21 protein-coding genes are annotated in these 20,113 nt (G+C 33.2%); 11 read left to right on the forward strand and 10 right to left on the reverse strand.

Going from position 1 to position 20,113, the window contains the following annotated elements; all coding sequences use genetic code 11:
- Window positions 1-45 precede the first annotated feature (45 nt).
- The 5 genes from GQR94_RS17830 to GQR94_RS22850 are packed head-to-tail and all read right to left on the reverse strand — an operon-like array spanning window position 46 to window position 2,736.
- Window positions 46-396, reverse strand: coding sequence for a ribose-5-phosphate isomerase (locus GQR94_RS17830; protein WP_158977745.1), 351 nt, complete (start codon window positions 394-396; stop codon window positions 46-48).
- A 17-nt stretch (window positions 397-413) separates the two neighbouring features.
- Window positions 414-1,421 carry a glycosyltransferase family 2 protein gene (locus GQR94_RS17835; RefSeq protein ID WP_158977748.1) on the reverse strand — a complete coding sequence of 336 codons (1,008 nt, stop codon included), beginning with the start codon at window positions 1,419-1,421 and terminating at the stop codon, window positions 414-416.
- Between the two features lie 9 nt (window positions 1,422-1,430).
- The gene (locus GQR94_RS17840) at window positions 1,431-2,123 is read right to left on the reverse strand and encodes an SGNH/GDSL hydrolase family protein (protein WP_158977752.1); all 693 of its coding nucleotides are present in this window, start codon (window positions 2,121-2,123) and stop codon (window positions 1,431-1,433) included.
- A 15-nt stretch (window positions 2,124-2,138) separates the two neighbouring features.
- Window positions 2,139-2,579 (reverse strand): hypothetical protein, encoded by a 441-nt coding sequence (locus tag GQR94_RS17845; protein WP_158977755.1) that lies wholly within the window; start codon window positions 2,577-2,579, stop codon window positions 2,139-2,141.
- Between the two features lie 31 nt (window positions 2,580-2,610).
- Window positions 2,611-2,736 (reverse strand): hypothetical protein, encoded by a 126-nt coding sequence (locus tag GQR94_RS22850; protein ID WP_255451526.1) that lies wholly within the window; start codon window positions 2,734-2,736, stop codon window positions 2,611-2,613.
- Between the two features lie 487 nt (window positions 2,737-3,223).
- Between GQR94_RS22850 and GQR94_RS17850 the strand changes: the two genes are divergently transcribed.
- Together GQR94_RS17850 and GQR94_RS17855 are read left to right on the forward strand one after the other, a co-directional pair.
- Complete coding sequence (locus GQR94_RS17850; protein WP_158977758.1) at window positions 3,224-4,756, forward strand: alkaline phosphatase PhoX; 1,533 nt, start codon at window positions 3,224-3,226, stop codon at window positions 4,754-4,756.
- 15 nt (window positions 4,757-4,771) lie between these two features.
- Entirely contained in the window at window positions 4,772-6,568 is a 1,797-nt protein-coding gene (locus tag GQR94_RS17855; RefSeq protein ID WP_233268417.1) for a cytochrome-c peroxidase, read from the forward strand.
- A 31-nt stretch (window positions 6,569-6,599) separates the two neighbouring features.
- On the opposite strand, the gene GQR94_RS17860 is transcribed toward GQR94_RS17855, so the two are convergent.
- From GQR94_RS17860 to GQR94_RS17870, 3 genes are read right to left on the reverse strand one after another with little or no spacing between them, the layout of a single operon-like run.
- Window positions 6,600-7,364, reverse strand: a complete 765-nt coding sequence (locus tag GQR94_RS17860; RefSeq protein ID WP_158977761.1) for a TIGR02757 family protein — start codon at window positions 7,362-7,364, stop codon at window positions 6,600-6,602.
- Window positions 7,364-7,921 (reverse strand): CPBP family intramembrane glutamic endopeptidase, encoded by a 558-nt coding sequence (locus GQR94_RS17865; RefSeq protein ID WP_158977763.1) that lies wholly within the window; start codon window positions 7,919-7,921, stop codon window positions 7,364-7,366. Before GQR94_RS17865 ends, GQR94_RS17860 begins: the two co-directional genes overlap by 1 nt.
- A complete protein-coding gene (locus tag GQR94_RS17870; RefSeq protein WP_158977766.1) occupies window positions 7,918-8,586 on the reverse strand; it encodes an ABC transporter ATP-binding protein in 669 nt (222 codons plus the stop codon). Before GQR94_RS17870 ends, GQR94_RS17865 begins: the two co-directional genes overlap by 4 nt.
- 258 nt (window positions 8,587-8,844) lie before the next feature.
- On the opposite strand from GQR94_RS17870, the gene folE reads away from it, so the two are divergent.
- From folE to GQR94_RS17895, 5 genes are all read left to right on the forward strand, one after another.
- Window positions 8,845-9,444: a GTP cyclohydrolase I FolE gene (gene folE, locus GQR94_RS17875; protein ID WP_158977769.1), complete on the forward strand. Its 600-nt coding sequence runs from the start codon at window positions 8,845-8,847 to the stop codon at window positions 9,442-9,444.
- Between the two features lie 62 nt (window positions 9,445-9,506).
- The gene (locus tag GQR94_RS17880; protein WP_158977772.1) at window positions 9,507-9,806 is read left to right on the forward strand and encodes a hypothetical protein; all 300 of its coding nucleotides are present in this window, start codon (window positions 9,507-9,509) and stop codon (window positions 9,804-9,806) included.
- 102 nt (window positions 9,807-9,908) lie between these two features.
- The gene (locus GQR94_RS17885) at window positions 9,909-10,865 is read left to right on the forward strand and encodes a tRNA-dihydrouridine synthase (protein ID WP_158977775.1); all 957 of its coding nucleotides are present in this window, start codon (window positions 9,909-9,911) and stop codon (window positions 10,863-10,865) included.
- A gap of 39 nt (window positions 10,866-10,904) precedes the next feature.
- Window positions 10,905-13,097 (forward strand): radical SAM protein, encoded by a 2,193-nt coding sequence (locus GQR94_RS17890; RefSeq protein ID WP_158977778.1) that lies wholly within the window; start codon window positions 10,905-10,907, stop codon window positions 13,095-13,097.
- A gap of 25 nt (window positions 13,098-13,122) precedes the next feature.
- Window positions 13,123-13,965 carry a DMT family transporter gene (locus tag GQR94_RS17895; protein ID WP_158977781.1) on the forward strand — a complete coding sequence of 281 codons (843 nt, stop codon included), beginning with the start codon at window positions 13,123-13,125 and terminating at the stop codon, window positions 13,963-13,965.
- Here the strand turns inward: GQR94_RS17895 and GQR94_RS17900 are convergent.
- Window positions 13,962-15,224 (reverse strand): OmpP1/FadL family transporter, encoded by a 1,263-nt coding sequence (locus GQR94_RS17900; RefSeq protein WP_233268419.1) that lies wholly within the window; start codon window positions 15,222-15,224, stop codon window positions 13,962-13,964. The genes GQR94_RS17895 and GQR94_RS17900 overlap by 4 nt on opposite strands.
- A complete protein-coding gene (locus GQR94_RS17905; RefSeq protein WP_158977787.1) occupies window positions 15,208-16,539 on the reverse strand; it encodes a DUF4270 family protein in 1,332 nt (443 codons plus the stop codon). The genes GQR94_RS17900 and GQR94_RS17905 overlap by 17 nt, the downstream gene beginning before the upstream one ends.
- A gap of 242 nt (window positions 16,540-16,781) precedes the next feature.
- Between GQR94_RS17905 and GQR94_RS17910 the strand changes: the two genes are divergently transcribed.
- The 4 genes from GQR94_RS17910 (at window position 16,782) to GQR94_RS17925 (ending at window position 19,971) form a co-directional block, all read left to right on the forward strand.
- Window positions 16,782-17,780 (forward strand): kelch repeat-containing protein, encoded by a 999-nt coding sequence (locus tag GQR94_RS17910; protein WP_158977790.1) that lies wholly within the window; start codon window positions 16,782-16,784, stop codon window positions 17,778-17,780.
- A 74-nt stretch (window positions 17,781-17,854) separates the two neighbouring features.
- Window positions 17,855-18,199 (forward strand): DUF4907 domain-containing protein, encoded by a 345-nt coding sequence (locus GQR94_RS17915; protein WP_158977793.1) that lies wholly within the window; start codon window positions 17,855-17,857, stop codon window positions 18,197-18,199.
- Between the two features lie 3 nt (window positions 18,200-18,202).
- Window positions 18,203-19,243: a sensor histidine kinase gene (locus tag GQR94_RS17920; RefSeq protein ID WP_158977796.1), complete on the forward strand. Its 1,041-nt coding sequence runs from the start codon at window positions 18,203-18,205 to the stop codon at window positions 19,241-19,243.
- A gap of 2 nt (window positions 19,244-19,245) precedes the next feature.
- A complete protein-coding gene (locus GQR94_RS17925; protein ID WP_158977799.1) occupies window positions 19,246-19,971 on the forward strand; it encodes a LytTR family DNA-binding domain-containing protein in 726 nt (241 codons plus the stop codon).
- The last annotated feature ends 142 nt before the right edge of the window (window positions 19,972-20,113 follow it).

The raw sequence follows: 20,113 nt of genomic DNA on the forward strand, positions 1-20,113 counted from the left end.
ACAAATATAATTAAATAATTGTAGTGCTATCTGTAAAAGCGGACTTTAATTAAACCAAACGGCATACCCTTTTCTGCGCAATTCTAAAGCAACGAATTCTTCCATTTTTAATCCTTCTTGCTTTGTCTTTAAGGTAGGTATATGATTGTACAAGCTAGGACGTAAATAACTGCCATATTTTTCTACAATAGAAGAGGACAACTTATGGCCTTTTTTGTTCCTGTAACCGGTTTTGTGTTGTTCTAAGCGTTCTTTAGGTGTCTTACTCGTCATGCCAACATAAACACATTCCAGTACGCCATTAAATTGCGGATTAGCAGCTCTAAACCTCCAATTTTCAGTAAATACTTTTTTCTGTAATTCTATTACGTAGATGCTGTATTCTGTTTTAGCCATACTATTATTTTATAATTTTAGCAGAAAAAATAATAATCTTCGTAAGATTTTAAGTTTAAACTTTCTAGCTGATTTTTAATCTCTTTTTGATCTTCTTGATTGGCAACAGTGATAATTAATTGTGGATTCTTAAGGTCTTTTAAAGTTGTAACACTTTGCATTTCCACCCCATATATATGCTTTCCTATCTTCTTCGTGTTATTGCAAATCCACTTAAAATTAATGTTAGCATCTAGAAGTTTTTGAGCCATTGTTTTTCCTTTTTTACCAGCGCCCCATAGTACTATATTCTTTTGAGTGTTTAATTCGATTTCTTTAAAATAATCAAATTTTAAATCTAAAAAGGTATTTTCTGCATAATGATCGCTTGTTCTGGATGTTCTTGTAGCATAATCGCGCCATAAATGCAACACTTCATCGCATGGGATGCATTTTAATTGGTTTTTGTAAAAACGAAATGCTAAATCATAATCTTCAGGATACACCTCGGAATTAAATGCTCCACAACGTTCAAAATCAGATTTATGCACCATCCAACAAGGGGATGGTATGACGCATTCCTTGTATATTTCGCTAAAATTTTCACCGTGTTCTGTCAAAGAATTTAACCAACTTTCGTAAGCAGCATACCCATCATTAACACCAATGGCAGAAAAGTATTTAACCTTTCCTACAGCAATATGATGGGTACCATATTGCTGTAGGGAACGCACCATTACTTCTAGTCTATTGGAAATCATAATGTCATCAGCATCCATTCGTGTTATAAATGTACCCTTCGCTTTACGATAAGCCAATTGTAATGCCGAAATAATTCCAGCTCCTTCATTGCTTAAAATAGTAAACCGATCATCTTCGAGCGCTAGGGTAGTTGCAATTTGTTTGCTACCATCCGTAGAAGAATCATCTACAGCGATGACTTCAAAATGGGTATAGGATTGTTCGCTAATGGAAGACAAACATGCTAAAAAGTAGTCTTCTGTGTTTTTGAAAGGGATAACAATACTAACTAACGGATTTTGCATTAAGGGATGTTAATTTAATTCTTCCAAAACATTTTTTATAGCTTCTAGAACCAATGGGGTCATAATATCATAACCTAGAAGTGTAGGATGCACTCCATCTTCTGAATAGATGTCTTTCATTCCTTTTTTATCATCTACTAGTGCAGCATAATAATCTAAGTAGTAACAATCGTTTTCTGTAGCATATGTTTTAAGAAAGGCATTCATTTCAATAACACTGTCAGCAGGATCAATACCTGGTTTCCATGCAAACTTATTTGTTGGAAGAATGGAAGAGATTATAACTTTTATTTGATTGGCTTGGGCTAGTTCTACCATTGATACAATATTGTTTTGAATCATTTTTAATGTAGAAGGTCCTGTATTCCCAGCAATGTCATTAATGCCTGCTAGAATTACAACAGCTTTAGGTTTTAAATTGATGACATCTTGCCTAAAACGCAGTAACATCTGTGGCGTTGTTTGTCCGCTGATACCTCTGTTAATGAAGGTGTTGTCCTTAAATAAATCTGGATTTCCATAGTCTATCCAGCCTTGGGTAATAGAATTACCCATAAAAACCACGCGTTGTTCATGCTCGTTAGGTAAACCTAAACTGTCGTTTTTTGCTTTAAATCGTTCTAAATTGGGCCAGTCTTGGCTTTGTGCTGTAGCAGTCATAAATAATAATACACTTGAAATCTTAAGCCAAAATTTTTTCATAAAATTCGTGGTCATTTATAAACTTTCTCGTTCTGTAGTGTTTAAAGAAAGTTCTTCAATAGTTTTGGTTTTGCTGGGTTTTTGCATGGTTAAATAAAGCATTAACGTAGCACCAATTGTAAAGTACAAAGTATAACCATTAGATAGAAATTGTATAAAGGCTAAAAATGCAGGCCCTTCTATTAATGCATATTTTAAAATATTAGCTTTTTGGTAAAGTGCTAATTTGGTATTTAAAGTAGCAGAAGAATCTATAGCCGATAGCGCTTTAGTGTATAGAAATTTACTCGCAAAATATCCTATAACAGCCACAATAGGCACAATGTAAATGAATACATCATTTTCAATGTTAAAGTCATTTACAAAACCAGGGCCACCGAAAAAAGTAAAAGCAGCGAAGACGGCAAGACTAAGTACTAAAAAAGTGTGAATAATGGTTAATGTTTTAATAGCCATAAAATGTTTTATAGAATTTAAAAGTTCCAATTTAAGGTAATTTTAGTTCTTGAAAAACCAATACCTTAAAAATAACACAATGACAGTTGTAGTGGCAGCCAATACATTTATCCATCCATCTATCTGCTGCTTTATACTTTTCTATTTTTGCTTTCATCCTTTTCATAATTTCAGGAGTCGCTTTTTTTAAGACAGGTTTTTCCCCTATAGCTATGAAGCGGTCAAAATCATTAGAATTTCTTTGTTTTCTTTAAAAGCTTTCTGTTAGCTTTCAAAGACTTAATAGCATGTAACATGTGTCCTCCTCCACTCATAACAGATTGATTTATATTCACTTATTAGTATATTTTATAGACAATAAGTTACAAGTAATGGATAAAATATAGTGCTAAAGCAGCACCTCAAATGTAAGAGCTGAAATGTAAGAACAAACTCAATCGTTTGCTAAAATACTGATATATAGTTGTTTGTATTTAAAATTTACATTGTGGCAATGTTAAAAATAACTTATTCTAACCTTTAAGTAACATCTTAACCTTTTTATAAGAATGGGATAATAAAAGCAAAATACTGTAGTAACATAGCTCTTAAGGTTTATAGATAGTTTTGGCAACGAGAATAAATAACTATAAACTAAAAATTTTATGAAAACCTTTAAATCAACTTTTTTAAGTGCCTTATTGCTTTCTGCATTGGCATTAACTTTTAACAGCTGTAACCCAGAAGATGGGGTAGACGGCACAGATGGTATGGCTGGCGTTGATGGTGCTGACGGCGCAGACGGAATTGATGGGGTAGACGGAATGGATGCTTCGGTATATTTGGCAAACTCAAAATCACCAAATTTATTTAAAGTAACCAGTGATTTCGTGAACTTAAAAATGTCCTTATTATTAACTTCAGAAGATATTATTCCTAATTCACCAGATTTCGTGTATGGTTCTCTAGCAGATGGTGCGGGATTATTAGATAACGGTGATGATACGTTTACTTTAATCAATAATATAGAAGGTGATTATTCTATTGCGCGTATCATGTTGAATAAAAACTTGAGACCTTTTTATGGGGAATATATTTTAAATGCTGAAGCGACTGCATCAACAGCTATGTGTTCTGGTACTTTAATTACCAATGGAGAACACGGATTTGGACCTTTATATTTATCAGGTGGCGAATGGGGTGGTGCTTCAAAAGGAGTGTTTGTTGTAGATCCTGCAAAAAGTGCAGATGCGGCTAGTACAGGAGAAATGTTGCCTGCTTTAGGCCAATGGTCTACAGAAAATGCTGTGCCAATTGGTAAAGATGCTTATGCAGATAAAACAGTAGTATTTATTGGTGATGATCACGCAGATAATAGTGTGCCTTCTGGTCAATTAGGAATGTATGTTGGTGACAGAGGTGATTTAAGTGGTGGAAAATTATACGGCTTAAAAGTTACTTCTTCTGGTGTCGATTTTGAAATGGATATGGAAGAAGGTACTGAGTATGATGTTGAATTTGTAGAACTTGAAGAGAAAGAAATTGATGCATTGGATGCGGAAGCAAAAGCAAAAGGTGTCATGGGCTTTTCTAGATTAGAAGATATTGATTGGAGAAGAGGTTCAGCTGCCAACCAAAGAGAAATTTATTTTTGTGTTACAGGTCGTTACAGTGCAGATTTAGTAGGTAAAGGATCTATTTTAGGTCGTGTTTATAAAGTAGTATTAAATGAAAATGACCCAACTGGAGCAGCAAAAATTACGTGTGTTTTAGATGGTGATATAGTAGGCGGAAAGGCTGAAGGGTTTCATTCTCCAGATAACATTTTAGTTACTGAAAATTACGCTTATATTCAAGAAGATCCTAACGGATATTTAGATACAGCAGTAAATGGTTATGCAAAATTATACCAATATAATCTTGCAACAGGAGAAATTAAAACAGTTTTAGAATGCGATCAGAATAGAGCTGAAAGCTTGGGGTATGGTACCGTTGCAAGTACCTGGGAAATTACAGGTATGATTGATGTTACTGATGTTGTGAATAACGGCGAAAACACCTTTATAGTAATGACTCAAAACCACGGTTGGGAGCCAGCAGACGGTACATCTTTTACGGATCCTAAAGCTGTTTCAGATATATCATCGGCAACTAAAGAAGGTTCAATGATGTACATGATTAAAGGTTTAGATAGATAATATTGAAGAAACATCATGAATAAAATACTATTTATGAAAGCTAAGGCATATACTTTTGGTATATGTCTTTTGCTTTTACTAACAACTGCTTGTAAAAACGATAAAAAACCAATTGCCTTAGTAACTACAGACGATGAAATAACTAAATTTTATAAGTCAGAATTAAATGATTGTATTCAGTACTTAGATGCTATAGCGGGTACAAATGAGACAAAAATTAATGTTGATTTATACAAAAAAGCGCGATTTAAGTTTAAAGCTATTGAACCCATCTTGTCCGCTATTGATAAGAATAATTACAAGTCCCTCAATGCACCGAATATTTTGCAAGTGCAAGAAGAAGATCTTACGGATATTAAGATCAGAAACCCCTTTGGGTTTCAGGTGATAGAAGAATTACTTTTTGATCCTGAGGCAGACAGTTTAGCACTATATAATACTATAAATCTAACAAAAAACCGACTCAAACTAATTGAAAAAAATACGCAAATAAATCTTAAAGATCATCATTTAATATGGCTTTTCAGAAACCAAATTGTACGTACAGCCACAACAGGTATTACTGGTTTTGATTCTCCTGTATTAGGGCAATCTTTGTTAGAGTGCCAAACAACCTACCAAACCTTAATTGATTTAACAGAGATTCTAAAAGCAAAATTTAATTCCAATACCTTATATGTAGCGCTAATAGATTCATTCAAGAATTCAATTTCAGCGCTAAATCATGATTTTGACAGCTTTGATCGCTATGGTTTTATTCAAAACAATACGGACAAGCAATTAGAATTATTGGTAAAAGTTCAAAAAGATTGGAAGGTTCAGTTTCCGTTTGAAATGGCTATTTCCAATGATGCAACTTCTCTTTTTGATTCCAATACACTGAATGTATTTTATTTTTCAGACTACAAAAGTGATACGTTAAGATTGAAAGAAAAGCAGCTATTAGGAGAGCAGTTATTCAATGATAAAATGTTATCTAAAAATTATGAAATGGCTTGCGCTACTTGTCATATAAAGGATAAAGCTTTTACAGATGGCAAAAAAACATTCGATAAAAATCAAATAAGAAATACACCAACCTTACGCTATGCGGCATATCAACAAACGTTTTTTATGGATGGGCGTTCCGGTAGTTTAGAAGGCCAAATAGTTGGAGTTGCCGATAATCACGACGAGTTTAATTTGCCAATGGATTCTATTGTAAATCGGGTACTCAAAGAACAGCATTATAAAATTCAATTTGACACGCTATATCAAGGCAAAAGAATGGAATATAATGTTAGGCATGCCATAGCTTCTTATATCAGAACTTTAAATAGTTTTGACTCTAAGTTTGATAAAAACATAAATGGACTTGAAGATACATTGACAGAAGAAGAAATTTCTGGATTTAATTTATTCATGGGAAAGGCCGTTTGTGCTACTTGTCACTTTGCACCTTTATTTAACGGAACCGTACCACCTGATTATAAAGATACCGAAATGGAATTGATAGGTGTACCTGAACAAAATGATACTATTAATGCCGTAATTAGTAGTGACTTAGGTAGGTATGATAAGTTTAAAACAGAAGAGCGGAAACATTTTTTTAAGACACCGACGGTAAGAAATGTTGAAAAAACAGCACCTTATATGCATAATGGAGTGTATACATCATTAGAACAAGTGGTTGATTTTTATAACAGAGGTGGAGGGCAAGGAATAGGAATTGAAGAAGAACATCAAACGCTTCCTTTTGATAATTTGCAATTGACTAAAAAGGAGCAGGCTGAATTAGTTGCATTTATGAAAACATTAACCGATTCAGAATAAGATAGTTTAATCCTCTCAACTTTTGAGGGGGTTAAAACTTCTCAAAAACACCTAATCCGAACAAAGCAAAATCATACTTAACAGGGTCATTTGCATCCATTTTGCGTAGACTAGCATCTAATTCTGCCAAGGCCTTAGCATCGTTTTGTTTTCGTTTTAAAAGTTTCAATTTACGCGCTACATTCCCAGAATGCACATCTAGCGGACACGATAAATAGGCAGTTGGAATGGTATCCCAGATACCAAAATCGACACCTGTAACCGCATCTCGGACCATCCAACGTAAAAACATATTAATACGCTTAGCGGCAGAACCTTTCATGGGATCTGAAACATGTTTAGTAGTTCTGCTTGGGTGTGGGATTTCAAAAAATACTCTTTTAAATCCCGAAATGGCAGGTTGTAATGATTTATCAGCAATATTGGCTTTAAACACAGCTTCTAATCCACCATGATTTAAATAAATATTCTGCAGACTTTTAATAAAAAATTTCAGATCTTCTCCATTAAAGGTGCGGTGAACAAATTCATCAAATCTAGCAAGATCTTCTTCTTGATGATTTAAAATGAAATCATAAGGCGAGTTATCTAACAAGGCCATCATTTTTTTCGCATTGGTAATAATACTTTTTCTATTCCCCCAAGCAATAGTAGCGGTTAGAAAAGCACTTATTTCCACATCTTCTTTACGGGTAAATGTATGTGGAATTTGGATAGGATCGGTATCTAAAAAAGTAGGATGGTTGTATTGAATCACTTTTTCGTCAAGAAATAGTTTAAGCTCTGCTTTCTTCATTAAGGAATGGTTTCTCCTGCAAATTTAAAGAATAACATTGGAGTGAGTAAAATTCCATTATGTAACCCATGCAATAACATAGACCAAACAAGGCCTAATTTAACCCGAGTAAATCCTAAAAAAATTCCTGCAGAAATTTGAGGGAGTACCAATACTGGTGCCAACCATAGATGTTCTGCATATGCTTCAAAATTACTTAAGTGTACGGCTCCAAACAGAAAGACAGAGACGTAATAGGCGTATTTAAAATATTTTGGATTTTTAAAGAAGGTTAAGCTTCCTCTAAAAATTAACTCTTCTACGACGGGAGCTAGAATGACTGCTAAAAAAAAGATGATATATGCTGGATATTTTTCAAACATCTCACCTACGCCATGTGCTCCTAAGTCTGCTCCAGCCGCAGTAGTAACAACTCCCATTACTATCCCGAGAATAAAACTAAAGGCTATATTTAAAATCAATATTTTTTTTAGAAGGGACCATTTTTCTGAATTTTGCAAATCAGGGTATGGTTCATTTATGGGATTTTTAAAATAGTCCCAAATTTCAGAAATCATACTGAAGCCAACATTTTACCATCTACCATGGTGAGTTTTCTATCTGCCATCTCTGCCAACTCCTCGTTATGTGTAACAATAACAAAGGTTTGTCCAAATTCATCCCTTAGTTTAAAAAATAATTTATGAAGGTTATCAGCGCTTTCAGTATCTAAATTTCCACTAGGTTCATCGGCAAAAATAACACTGGGGCTATTTACTAAAGCCCTTGCCACAGCAACACGTTGTTGTTCTCCTCCAGAGAGTTCATTTGGTTTATGATGATACCGGTGTGATAAGCCTAAGAAATCTAACAATTCTTTTGCTCTTTTTTCAGCATCACTCTTTGAGGTGTTTTTTATAAAAGCGGGAATACATACATTTTCTAAAGCAGTAAATTCTGGTAATAATTGGTGAAATTGAAAAATGAAACCTATATTTTCATTTCTAAATTTAGCAAGTTCTCTTTCCGATAAAGCTGTAATATCTTTACCTTTTATTAAAAGTTTACTTTCGCGTTTGTTAGACTGTATATCTAAGGTGCCTAGGATTTGTAGAAGCGTTGTTTTACCAGCACCAGATGGACCTACAATAGATACAATTTCTCCTTTAGTAATGTGTAAATCAACTCCTTTTAAAACCTGAAGATCTCCATAATATTTCTGGATATTTTCTGCCTTTATCATTCTTATAAAATTATGGGCATGAAAGTAAGCATTAGCCTAGACATGACAAAACAGGACCTTTATATTGATGCGTTTTTAGCGTCATATAAGAGAATCTCTATTCCGCTATAACGAAATAGAATAAAAGAGTTCAGGATAGTATATTACCTTTGTGGGCGAATTAATTATTTTATTTTCATTTTTTAATGGATTTAATGATTAGATTTGTTTAAGTATTTTACTTAAATAGTAAACAAAATAGCTTTAAAAAGAAATTTAATGGCACCATATAAAAAGTTTGAAGAATATAATATTGAAATCACTGATGATGTTCGTAGCAATTACAAAACAATAATTGAAGGAGTAGGTGAAGATATTACCAGAGAAGGTTTGGTGAAAACGCCTGAACGAGCAGCAAAAGCAATGCTTTATTTAACACAAGGATATCAACAAGACCCTGTTGCTATTTTAAAAGGAGCAATGTTCAAAGAATCTTATGACGACATGGTTATCATTAAAGACATAGAGTTATATTCACTTTGCGAGCATCATATGTTGCCATTTTTTGGGAAAGCACATATTGCTTACATTCCAAACGGTCACATTGTTGGGTTAAGTAAAATTCCTCGGGTGGTAGATGTTTTTTCTAGACGTTTACAAGTTCAAGAACGTTTAACTCATGATATTTTGGAGTGTTTAAATGATACTTTAAAACCAAAAGGTGTAGCAGTAGTTATAGAAGCTTCACATATGTGTATGATGATGCGTGGTGTTCAAAAACAAAATTCTGTTACGACCACCTCAGGATTTAGAGGGCAGTTTGAAAAGCAAGAAACAAGAAATGAATTTTTAAAATTGATCAGTTCTAAGCTTTCTTAAGTAAAACTTTATTTTTTTGGCATCTATTTTGATTATAATTAATTAAAATAGTAAATTTAAATATGTCAGAATTAAAAGATAAAAAAATACGGAATTTGTTTTTAAGCTTACTTTTTGATGCTTTAGGACTTGTTTCATTTGTTATACCAGGAATAGGAGAATTTTCAGATATTATCTGGGCGCCAATATCTGCCTGGTTAATGACACGATTGTATAAAGGTAAAATAGGACAAGCTGCTGCGATGGTAACTTTTGTAGAGGAACTAATCCCTGGGTCAGATTTTATACCAACCTTTACCATAATGTGGTTTTATACCTATGTATTTAAAAAGGAAAAAGAAGAAATAATTATAGAAGTATAGTAAAATCCTCGGGCATACCTCGAGGATTTTTTGTTTAATAAAGTAAACTATTTTAATAATAGTAAGAGTCAAGGCTGTATCTTTGCCGCCAATCTATTTTTAATGAGTTTTACCTTACTATCATCTCCATTACAGGGCTTTACAGATTTTCGTTTCAGAAATGCCTTCCATCATTTTTTTGGTGGAATTGATACCTTTTATGCGCCTTACATTCGCTTAGATGGTAAACTCGTTATCAAATCATCCTATCAACGCGATTTACAATTAGAAAACAATACCGACTTAAGTCTTATTCCGCAAGTGATGACTAATGATGCTGATGAATTTTTGTTTGTAGTCAAATACATTCAAGAATTGGGGTATACGGAACTGAATTGGAATTTAGGATGTCCTTATCCTATGGTTACGAAAAGGGGAATGGGTTCTGGATTGGTAAAAGATGCAGATAAAATTGATCATATTTTAGATCGTGTACACTCAGAAACAAATGTTACCGTTTCCATGAAAATGCGTATGGGCTATGAGGATAGTACAGAAATATTAGATACATTTCCTGTCTTAGAAAAATATCCAATTAAAAATATCGCCATACATGCGAGAATAGGTAAACAATTGTATAAAGGCGGAGTAGATTTAGAAGCATTTCAACGTTGTGTGGAAAGTACACGTCATAAATTATACTACAACGGAGATATTACTACTGTTGAAACCTTTAAAGAAATGCAAGAACGTTTCCCGAGTATAGATCATTGGATGATTGGTCGAGGTCTTATTGCAGATCCATTTTTACCAAGCATGATAAAAGCAAATACTTTTGAATATCCGGAGAATAGATGGGCTATTTTTAGTGAATTTCATGATACTATTTATAAAGATTATGATGCTTTTTTATCTGGACCGACCCCTATAAAAATGAAAATGCAAGGCTTTTGGGAGTTCTTTGCACAATCTTTCTCAAATCCGCAGAAAACATTTAAAGCTATAAAAAAGGCTAATAATCCAAGGGCTTACCAAAGTGCCGTGGCGGAAATTCTAAAAAAAGAAATGAGCTTGACATAAACTATTGGCGTACCTTTGTAGCTTATTTTTTAGTGCATTTTGAAAGACATTTTACTTATAACACCTCCGTTTACACAATTAAATACGCCTTATCCAGCAACGGCCTATTTAAAAGGATTTCTGAATACAAAAAACATTTCTTCTTTTCAGATCGATTTAGGGATTGAAGTAATTCTAGAATTATTCTCAAAAAATCAGTTTGAGAAAATTTTTCAATATGCGTTTGAAAATAATACGATTACCTCAGAGAACGGTCATCGTATTTATGCCTTAAAAAAGGTTTATTTAAATACGATAAATCCTATCATAGCTTTTCTACAAGATAAAAATCCAACCTTTGCTAGGCAAATATGTACTAATGGTTTCTTACCAGAAGCGTCGCGTTTTGAGCAATTAGACGATTTAGATTGGGCATTTGGTGAAATGGGATTGCAGGATAAGGCAAAGCATTTAGCGACCTTGTATTTAGAAGATTTATCCGATTTTATTGTAGAATGTATCGATGCTAATTTTGGTTTTAGTCGCTATGCAGAACGTTTAGGGCGTAGTGCTAATTCTTTTGATGAGTTGTATGGAAAGTTGCAGGAAGAACTTACGTATATAGATCAGCTCACACTAGCTATTATTGAGGATCATATAAAAACGGTACAGCCTAAGCTTGTTTGTTTTTCTATTCCATTTCCTGGTAACTTATATAGTGGGTTTAGATGTGCGCAATACATTAAAAAGCATTTCCCAGAAGTGAAAATTGGAATGGGAGGTGGTTTTGCAAATACAGAATTACGTTCACTTTCTGATAAACGCGTCTTTGAATTTTTTGATTATATCACGCTTGACGATGGCGAACTCCCAATTGAATTGGTAGTGAAAGCAGTGACAAATGAAACTGCATCAGACAAGGAATACAAAAGAACTTTTTTGTTACAAAATGAAGAAGTTACCTATTTGAATACTACAAAGCTAGCCGATTATAAGCAAAGCGAAGTAGGGACTCCTGATTATACAGATTTACTTTTAGACCACTATATATCTGTTATTGAGATAGCCAACCCCATGCATAGTTTATGGAGTGATGGCAGATGGAATAAGTTAACAATGGCACACGGTTGCTATTGGGGGAAATGTACGTTTTGCGATATATCGCTTGATTATATAAAAATATACGAGCCCGTTGCTGCTAAACTTTTAGTAGACCGGATGGAAACCCTTATTACCCAAACAGGAGAAAACGGTTTTCATTTTGTAGATGAAGCAGCGCCACCATCTTTGATGAAGGCCTTGGCAATAGAAATACTTAAACGGAATTTGATTGTTACTTGGTGGACGAACATTCGTTTTGAAAAGAATTTTACGACAGATTTGTGTAAGCTATTAAAAGCCTCTGGTTGCATTGCAGTTTCAGGAGGCTTAGAAGTGGCATCAGATCGTTTGTTACAATTGATAGATAAAGGCGTAACGGTAGCTCAGGTAGCACAAGTAACTCGCAATTTTACCGAGGCTAATATTATGGTGCATTCGTACCTGATGTACGGATACCCAACCCAAACAGTACAAGAAACAGTAGATAGTCTAGAAATGGTACGTCAACTGTTTGAAATTGGCGTTTTACAATCTGGTTTTTGGCATCAATTTGCCTTAACGGCTCATAGCCCAGTAGGGATAAACCCTTCAGAATATGGTATTATTCCAGACATCAAAGAAATCACTTTTGCGAATAATGATATTGATTTTAAGGATACTACAGGTATCGATCATACCCAGTTTAGTTTCGGATTAAAAAAATCGCTCTTTAATTACATGCATGGTATTGGTTTTGAAACGCCTTTACAAGAATGGTTTGATTTTAAAATTCCGAAGTCACAAATCGCTAAAAATTTCATTGAAAATTGTTTGGAGACTCAAGTCGATTTAAGTACGAAGGCTAGTGCAAAAATTCTTTGGTTGGGGAGTTTACCGCAATTGGAAGTAACTACTAAAACAAAAAGAGGGCAATCATGGGAGCTCTTAAAGATGACGTTTCACAATCAAAAAAAAGCGACTACAATTTCTTTAGAAAAAGAAACAGGAGAGTGGTTGTATCAACACTTAGAAAAATTACAAGTACAAGAAGATAAACTTATTTCTTTTGGGACTTTAAAAAATGATTTTGAAATACACTTTGAGAATTTCGAACTATTTTGGTTTTCAAAACCCTTACAAACATTAAAAGAAACTGGATTACTAACGCTTTAAGTAAAGTGCAAAAATAGAGTTATAAATGAATTTTAAACAAGCCTTAGGGTATATGGTCATCAGTACGTTGTCATTCACTTTTATGAATGCCACTGTAAAATATTTGGTTCATTTGCCCGCCTATGAATTAGTTTTTTTTAGATCACTTGGCACTTTAGTTTTAACCTTTTCATTTTTAACGTACCACAAAATTCCTGTTTTAGGAAATAAAAGAAAACTGCTTATTTATAGAGGTTTAGCAGGTGTAACTTCTATGACCTTATACTTTATGTCATTAAAATACTTGACGATGGGTACGGCGGTTTCCTTACGGTATATTGCCCCAATATTTGCAGCTTTCTTTGCTATATTCTTATTGAAAGAAAAAGTGAAATTTATACAATGGATATTTTTCGGGATTGCATTTGGCGGTGTGATGATCTTAAAGGGCTTCGATGGTAGTTTAGATCCTTTTGGTTTGGTTTTGATTATTTGTGCCGCTTTTTTTAGTGGTTTGGTGTATGTAACCATCACTAAAATAGGAAAACAGGATCATCCTGTAGTCGTGGTTAATTATTTTATGATGATAGCAACCATAACAGGAGGGATACTTACTATCTTTAATTGGGTGACTCCTAAAGGTATAGAATGGTTACTTTTATTAGGCCTGGGGATATTTGGTTATTTTGGACAATTGTATATGACCAAAGCATTTCAATCTGGCACCACAACCCAAGTAGCACCCCTAAAATATATTGAGGTGCTTTTTACGGTTTCCGTGGGTTTACTTTGGTTTAATGAAGTATATACACTTTGGAGTTTGCTTGGGATCATTATGATTATAGGCGGACTTATTCTAAATGCGCTTTATAAATCTAGAGCTTCTTAATTTATTTTACGTTTTCTAAACCACAAATCTTCTAAACTCATATTTAAAGTAAATAGGTGATAATTTTCTTTGATTAAAACGTTCTCAATAATTCCTTTTGATCCATAGCTATAGGATAGATTTATCATGGAGTTAGAATTTCTACTCACAGGTAAACCTATTCCAGTAGTAATATTAAAGCCATTTATTTTTTCGTTATTTACTTCTAAATAACCCGTGTCATAATTATAACCTAATCTATAATTAATGCGGTCACCATATTTAAAACTCTCTTTGTTTTTAATATATTCTAAGCCTATTCCAAAAATATCTTGATCTATATAACTCCCTGATAAATCTGTTTGGTTGGTAGCGTCCCAATAATTCTTTTTATAATCTGCACTAAGCATAAAAGACTTATATAGTTTAGCACTGAAACCAAAACCTACTTCTAAAGGTAAATCAAAATCATCTACAGAATCTGGTTCGTCAGATTCAACTGTTACACTTGTAGAACTAGCTATAACTTTAGTTATAGAACGATCTACACTTCCTTTTAAACTGGTAGGGAATTGCATGGTACTTCCGATTGTAAACTTATCATTTAAATCAAACTGCATTCCATATCCTAAACGGGCACCACTATAATTAGTAGTTTCTGTTAAACTTAAAGCACTATTGCTAATAACAAAAGATTCCGTTTCTTCAATATTTCCAAATAGGAAGGAAGCACTTAAACCAAATCTTAAATTGTCCAGTAGCGAATATCCTAAATTCACTTTTAAATCGCTTAAAGCTCCTAAACCTGTAACAGCACTTTCAAATGTTTCTGTACTTCCTTCTATATTAGATTGAATACCTACAAGCGAATATCCCACATCACTATAAGGCACCATGGAAATTCCAGCACCAAAGCCTTCTGCAATCCTAAAAGCGAAAGCGATATTTGAGAAGTTAACATTTTTCTTATTTTCGCTATAGCTTTTGTTGCTATAGTTATTTACTTCCCCTGTAATTCCTACATCATAGAAAAAAGAGTTTTGAGGTATTAACGCATAGTTAGCGGGGTTCAAGTTATTAATTTCAGAGTCCGTTTTTATTCCAATTCCAGTATATCCTAAGGCATTAGATTTCCCGATACTTGTTTGATTAATTACTCCTAAACCATATAAAGAATAGGGCGAACTTGTTAAAGCTTCTGATTGTGAATAGCCTGCATTAATTGATGCAATTAATAGTATAATACTGGTTAAATAAGGTAATTTAATTTTCTTCATCATAAACTGCATATGTAAGTTCAAGTTTTGTTTTGGTACTAGAATTGAGTGTTCCATTTAAAATAAATCGGTCTACAGTAGCAGTATAATCATCAGGAATTAGGAGTAGTGATTCTTCAGAATTAAGATCTGTAGATAAAATACCTTCAATATAGGTGGTTAAGTCTATTTCAAAATAAACATCATTATATTCTTCATTGTCAGTATTTAATATAGCGCTAACTGACGAAGCATCTGTATTGTATAATTGACTCGTAATGTCATTATTTTTATCAACCAAATAAACCGATAAGTACTCTCTGAGCATTAAATAGTCTGTGTATGATCCTGCCACTGGTTTTATTTTTAAAACTGCTTTTAGTAAGGTTCCTTGCCCACCTACATTATTAACTGTTTTAAGATATGGGAGTTGAATTTTTGTAGCAATACCAGTTCCTGACTGAATAAAACTTTCATCATCACTATCATCACTTGATAAATTAACTTCTCCGTTGGTAAGTGTTTGTAAATAATCTATAGGATCAGTAGCACTTACAGCATTAAAAAATGGATTAGGACTATCCGTGGTATTCAATATAATATCTGTATAACTCTGAGTTCGTTCTATTTCTCCAGCAGTAGAGTAATATAAGCGTATGTAAAAATCATCGGAGGTTTTAGAAAATCCTATTACAGAACCATCATCATCTGTTCCAGGAAGTAATGCTAAGCCTTTAAACTCGTTAGTGAATTCGGCATCGTTCGTTACAATTTTGTTTTGAAAACCATTAAAAAACTCGAGCCCTAAGTCATCAGCTAATTTTATTTCTAAGGAATCTGATGATTGTGGTCTAGGAATATAACTTATAGTTCCTAAATCGACATCATCATAAGCAACGGTACTCGTATTGTAAAAGACATTATTCTCGTCAGGATCAAAATTTTCAATTAGACGCTTTATTTTAATCGTGTTTGTATTGATTGTATCGTTATAATAATAAGCGTCGTACTTGGAGAATAAAACAATACTATCATATTCTGCTTCGGTATCAATATAATAGGAGTTTGGTAAAAATCCTGAATAATTACCACTGCTAACGGTACCAAAGACAGGATCTGTATATTGGCCAATTAAAATTCTCTCAGCAGAAGAGGTAATAATACTATCAAATTTTATCGTGGATACATTGACGGTCAAGGTATCAATAAGCACCACTCTAATATTACTATCTGTAAACAAATCTCCAGCAAGAAAATCAGAATCATTAATATCATCACTACAACTACCTAGTAAACCTAGCAGTATTATTGTGCTAAAGAGCCACAATTTGTTTATCATAATTTAATTTTTTGATAAAAGTATAAGACACATGATTAGCACTATAGTAGAATAGATAAATGCGGTAATTTTTAAGACGAATCCCTGAATTGTTCCTATGAAGTAAGATGTTCTGTTCGTAGATTAATTTTCGGGTTTCATATGTTAAAACTAGGACTTCATCTATTCTGTTTTATTTGACTTCATAACCATTATAGATTTGAATCGAATTAAAAAATCAACGAATTATAAAGCATTAGTTTATGAAGAAAATGGTATTAAGACATAAAATAGCCTACTTATGTAGTATAAGCCTATTATTAGTAGCAACAAGTTGCTCCAGTGATGACGATGATGATGATACAGGAAACTGGATAGAACGATCTGTTTTTGACGGGAGCCCTAGAAGTGGAGCAACTAGTTTTACGATTGGTAATATTGGTTATATGGGAGTTGGTTATGATGGTGATGACTATTTAAACTCATTTTGGGCTTATGATATAGAAGGGAATTACTGGTCACAGAAAGCAGATTTTACGGGTTCGGCACGTAATGCAGCTGCAGGTTTCACCGTTAGTGATAAGGGCTACATTGGTTCTGGTTATGATGGTTTGGATGAATTAGCAGATTTCTATTCTTATGATCCAGGAACGAATACTTGGACACAAATAGCAGATTTTCCTTCTACACCTAGAAGAAGCGCAATAGGTTTTGGATTAAATGGAGTAGGTTATTTCGGTACTGGTTTCGACGGAGACAATGATCGTAAGGATTTTTGGAAGTACAACCCTACTACTGATGCTTGGTCAGAATTAGTTGGTTTCGGAGGAGATAAAAGACGTGCAGCTACAACGTTTATTCTAGAAGATAAAGCCTATTTAGCAACGGGTATTTCTAATGGTGTTTATTTAACAGATTTCTGGGTTTTTGATCCTACTACTGAAGTTTGGACAGAAAAGTTAGAATTAGACGAAGAAGATGATTATGCTATAGCCCGTAGTAATGCTGCAGGTTTCGCATTAAATGGATATGGGTATATTGCTTGTGGAGATCGTAGTGGTGCTAGTACTTCTATTTGGGAATATGATCCTTTGACAGATACTTGGGAAGTGAAGACAAGTTATGAAGGGACTACACGACAAGATCCTGTGGCATTTTCAAATGGTTCAAGAGGCTTCGTTGGTTTAGGAAGATCAGGAACTTTATACTTAGATGATTTACAAGAGTTCTTTCCGTTTGCAGAATATGACGACGAAGATTAATTTAATTTAGTTATTTACAAGAAATAGGATTGTTTTGTAGAAAATCAATCCTATTTCTCTTAAAATTTTGATAAATGAAAAAAAGTAACCTAGATAAAGCCATAACTTTAACAGCGTTTACAATATCACTAATAGCTCTTGTCATGGTTTTTATGAATTATATGAAAGACCAACCTATACTAGATTCAGAGGTTTTTACGGTAGAAGGTGGTTATGGGTATCAAATACAAGTAAAAGATAAAATCATTATCAAGCAAGATTATATTCCTGCAGTGCAAGGCACAGTTCCTTTTAGCTCTAAAAATGATGCACAGTTGGTGTCAAGTTTAGTAATTAATAAACTATTAAATAATGAGAGCCCTGTGGTTACCTTATATGAGTTAGAAAATTTAAATATAGAAGTGTTGCATAGGCAGTAATTTATGGTTCTAAAGAAAAGGTATATTTGGCAAATTCTTATTCATATACTATTATGGCTATTGTTCTATGGTCTTTTATTATATCCTTTTATTTCTCAAGAAAGACCATTTCCGCCAGATCTTCACGTGCGGTTTATATTTTCATTTTTATTATTCTATATCAATTACTATTACTTAATTCCTAAATTATTACTAAAGAAGAGTGTCGGTAATTACATTATCATATCTATAGTATTAGTTATCATTTTTGGTTTAATTGTAAATATTTTTGGCAATTTAGCATTTGTAAATTCATCTCCAGAGGACCTCTTAAAGATGCAAAATAGACACTTAGGTAATGAAAAACCCGAGTTTAGGTCTTTTTTCATGTCGATTATCACCTTTGGAATCCCCTACGTGGTTAGTTCTTTACTCCGTATTTATATTGAGTGGAACCACAATGAGGATTTACGTAAAATTACCGAAAATGAAAAAGTGAATTCTGAACTCCAATTTTTAAAAACACAATTAAATCCGCATTTTTTATTCAACTCATTAAATGCTATTTATTCCTTGTCTGTAAAAAAATCTGAAAAAACTTCAGAAGCAATTATAAACTTATCAGAATTGATGCGTTATATGTTGTATGAAGCAGATAAAGACGTGGCACCTTTATCAAAAGAGATAGAGTATATTAAAAACTATGTTCAGTTACAACGCTTACGCTTATCTAATACTGAAAATGTTATTTTAAAAATTTCAGGAGAAGACAAACAGAAATCTATAGCACCATTACTTTTTATATCCTTTATTGAAAATGCGTTTAAATACGGAACAGATTTTAAGGGGAAAACTAACGTTAAAATAAGCCTTTCCATTTTTGATGAGGCTATTCATTTTAGTGTGATAAATAAAATAGGAGCTTTCAGAAAGGAAGCTAAAAACTCTGGTGTTGGTTTAGAAAATATTAAAAATAGATTGAACCTTTTATACCCAGATACCCATGATTTATTTGTTGAAAACGATGGGGAAAATTATTGCGTTAGGCTTACCTTAAAATTATAAATATGAAATGTATTATTATAGATGATGAGCCTTTAGCAATAGATATTATCACTGATTATTGCAGTAAATTAGATTTTATAGAAGTCGTAGGTACTTTTACAAACCCCCTTGATGCTATCAGCGTCTTAAATGATAAAAAAGTAGACCTTCTTTTTTGCGATATTCAAATGCCACAAATCAGCGGGATAGATTTTATAGCCTCCTTAGATAATAAACCCTTGTTTATTTTTACCACAGCCTATTCACAATATGCCGTAGAAGGCTTTGAACTAAATGCGGTAGATTATCTCGTGAAACCTATTCCTTACCACCGTTTTATAAAAGCCATTTCAAGAGCTAAAGAACAATTATCTAAAAAAGAAAAACCTATGGAAGGCAATGTGTTTTCATCTCACGGAGAAACGAACGAATCAAAGAAATTTATTTTTGTAAAAGCAGAATACGAAAGCATCAAAATTAATTTAGATGATATTGAGTATGTTCAAGGTTTAAAGGATTATTTGAAAATTCATATTACAAATACCAACAAAACGGTATTGACACTTATGAACTTCAAAGAAATTTTAGATAAACTTCCCTCGAATCAATTTCTACGTGTTCATAAGTCTTTTGTAGTCAATGTAAACTTTATTAAGACGGTACAACGGAATAGAATCGTTATCAACGACACCAGAATACCTATTGGAGAAAGCTATAAAGCAGAATTTTTCTCCGTATTAGGACTATAATTATTTCATAACATTTACTTTTCAACGATGAATATTACCGATAAACTATGGTTATACGGTAGAAACGGGTTTATTTCTTAACGTTCTGTTAATAAAGAATAACTTCTCGCGTATTAGAATTTCTTAAGTTTGGTGGTACTAA

It is taken from the genome of Cellulophaga sp. L1A9, from assembly GCF_009797025.1.
Lineage (GTDB): Bacteria > Bacteroidota > Bacteroidia > Flavobacteriales > Flavobacteriaceae > Cellulophaga.

Excerpts from the sequence above, each read along its gene's own strand:
- GQR94_RS17830 (WP_158977745.1), bottom strand. The coding sequence starts at position 396 with ATGGCTAAAACAGAATACAGCATCTACGTAATAGAATTACAGAAAAAA.
- GQR94_RS17835 (WP_158977748.1), bottom strand. The coding sequence starts at position 1,421 with ATGCAAAATCCGTTAGTTAGTATTGTTATCCCTTTCAAAAACACAGAA.
- GQR94_RS17840 (WP_158977752.1), bottom strand. The coding sequence starts at position 2,123 with ATGAAAAAATTTTGGCTTAAGATTTCAAGTGTATTATTATTTATGACT.
- GQR94_RS17845 (WP_158977755.1), bottom strand. The coding sequence starts at position 2,579 with ATGGCTATTAAAACATTAACCATTATTCACACTTTTTTAGTACTTAGT.
- GQR94_RS22850 (WP_255451526.1), bottom strand. The coding sequence starts at position 2,736 with ATGAAAGCAAAAATAGAAAAGTATAAAGCAGCAGATAGATGGATGGAT.
- GQR94_RS17850 (WP_158977758.1), top strand. The coding sequence starts at position 3,224 with ATGAAAACCTTTAAATCAACTTTTTTAAGTGCCTTATTGCTTTCTGCA.
- GQR94_RS17855 (WP_233268417.1), top strand. The coding sequence starts at position 4,772 with ATGAATAAAATACTATTTATGAAAGCTAAGGCATATACTTTTGGTATA.
- GQR94_RS17860 (WP_158977761.1), bottom strand. The coding sequence starts at position 7,364 with ATGAAGAAAGCAGAGCTTAAACTATTTCTTGACGAAAAAGTGATTCAA.
- GQR94_RS17865 (WP_158977763.1), bottom strand. The coding sequence starts at position 7,921 with ATGATTTCTGAAATTTGGGACTATTTTAAAAATCCCATAAATGAACCA.
- GQR94_RS17870 (WP_158977766.1), bottom strand. The coding sequence starts at position 8,586 with ATGATAAAGGCAGAAAATATCCAGAAATATTATGGAGATCTTCAGGTT.
- folE (WP_158977769.1), top strand. The coding sequence starts at position 8,845 with ATGGCACCATATAAAAAGTTTGAAGAATATAATATTGAAATCACTGAT.
- GQR94_RS17880 (WP_158977772.1), top strand. The coding sequence starts at position 9,507 with ATGTCAGAATTAAAAGATAAAAAAATACGGAATTTGTTTTTAAGCTTA.
- GQR94_RS17885 (WP_158977775.1), top strand. The coding sequence starts at position 9,909 with ATGAGTTTTACCTTACTATCATCTCCATTACAGGGCTTTACAGATTTT.
- GQR94_RS17895 (WP_158977781.1), top strand. The coding sequence starts at position 13,123 with ATGAATTTTAAACAAGCCTTAGGGTATATGGTCATCAGTACGTTGTCA.
- GQR94_RS17900 (WP_233268419.1), bottom strand. The coding sequence starts at position 15,224 with ATGATGAAGAAAATTAAATTACCTTATTTAACCAGTATTATACTATTA.
- GQR94_RS17905 (WP_158977787.1), bottom strand. The coding sequence starts at position 16,539 with ATGATAAACAAATTGTGGCTCTTTAGCACAATAATACTGCTAGGTTTA.
- GQR94_RS17910 (WP_158977790.1), top strand. The coding sequence starts at position 16,782 with ATGAAGAAAATGGTATTAAGACATAAAATAGCCTACTTATGTAGTATA.
- GQR94_RS17915 (WP_158977793.1), top strand. The coding sequence starts at position 17,855 with ATGAAAAAAAGTAACCTAGATAAAGCCATAACTTTAACAGCGTTTACA.
- GQR94_RS17920 (WP_158977796.1), top strand. The coding sequence starts at position 18,203 with ATGGTTCTAAAGAAAAGGTATATTTGGCAAATTCTTATTCATATACTA.
- GQR94_RS17925 (WP_158977799.1), top strand. The coding sequence starts at position 19,246 with ATGAAATGTATTATTATAGATGATGAGCCTTTAGCAATAGATATTATC.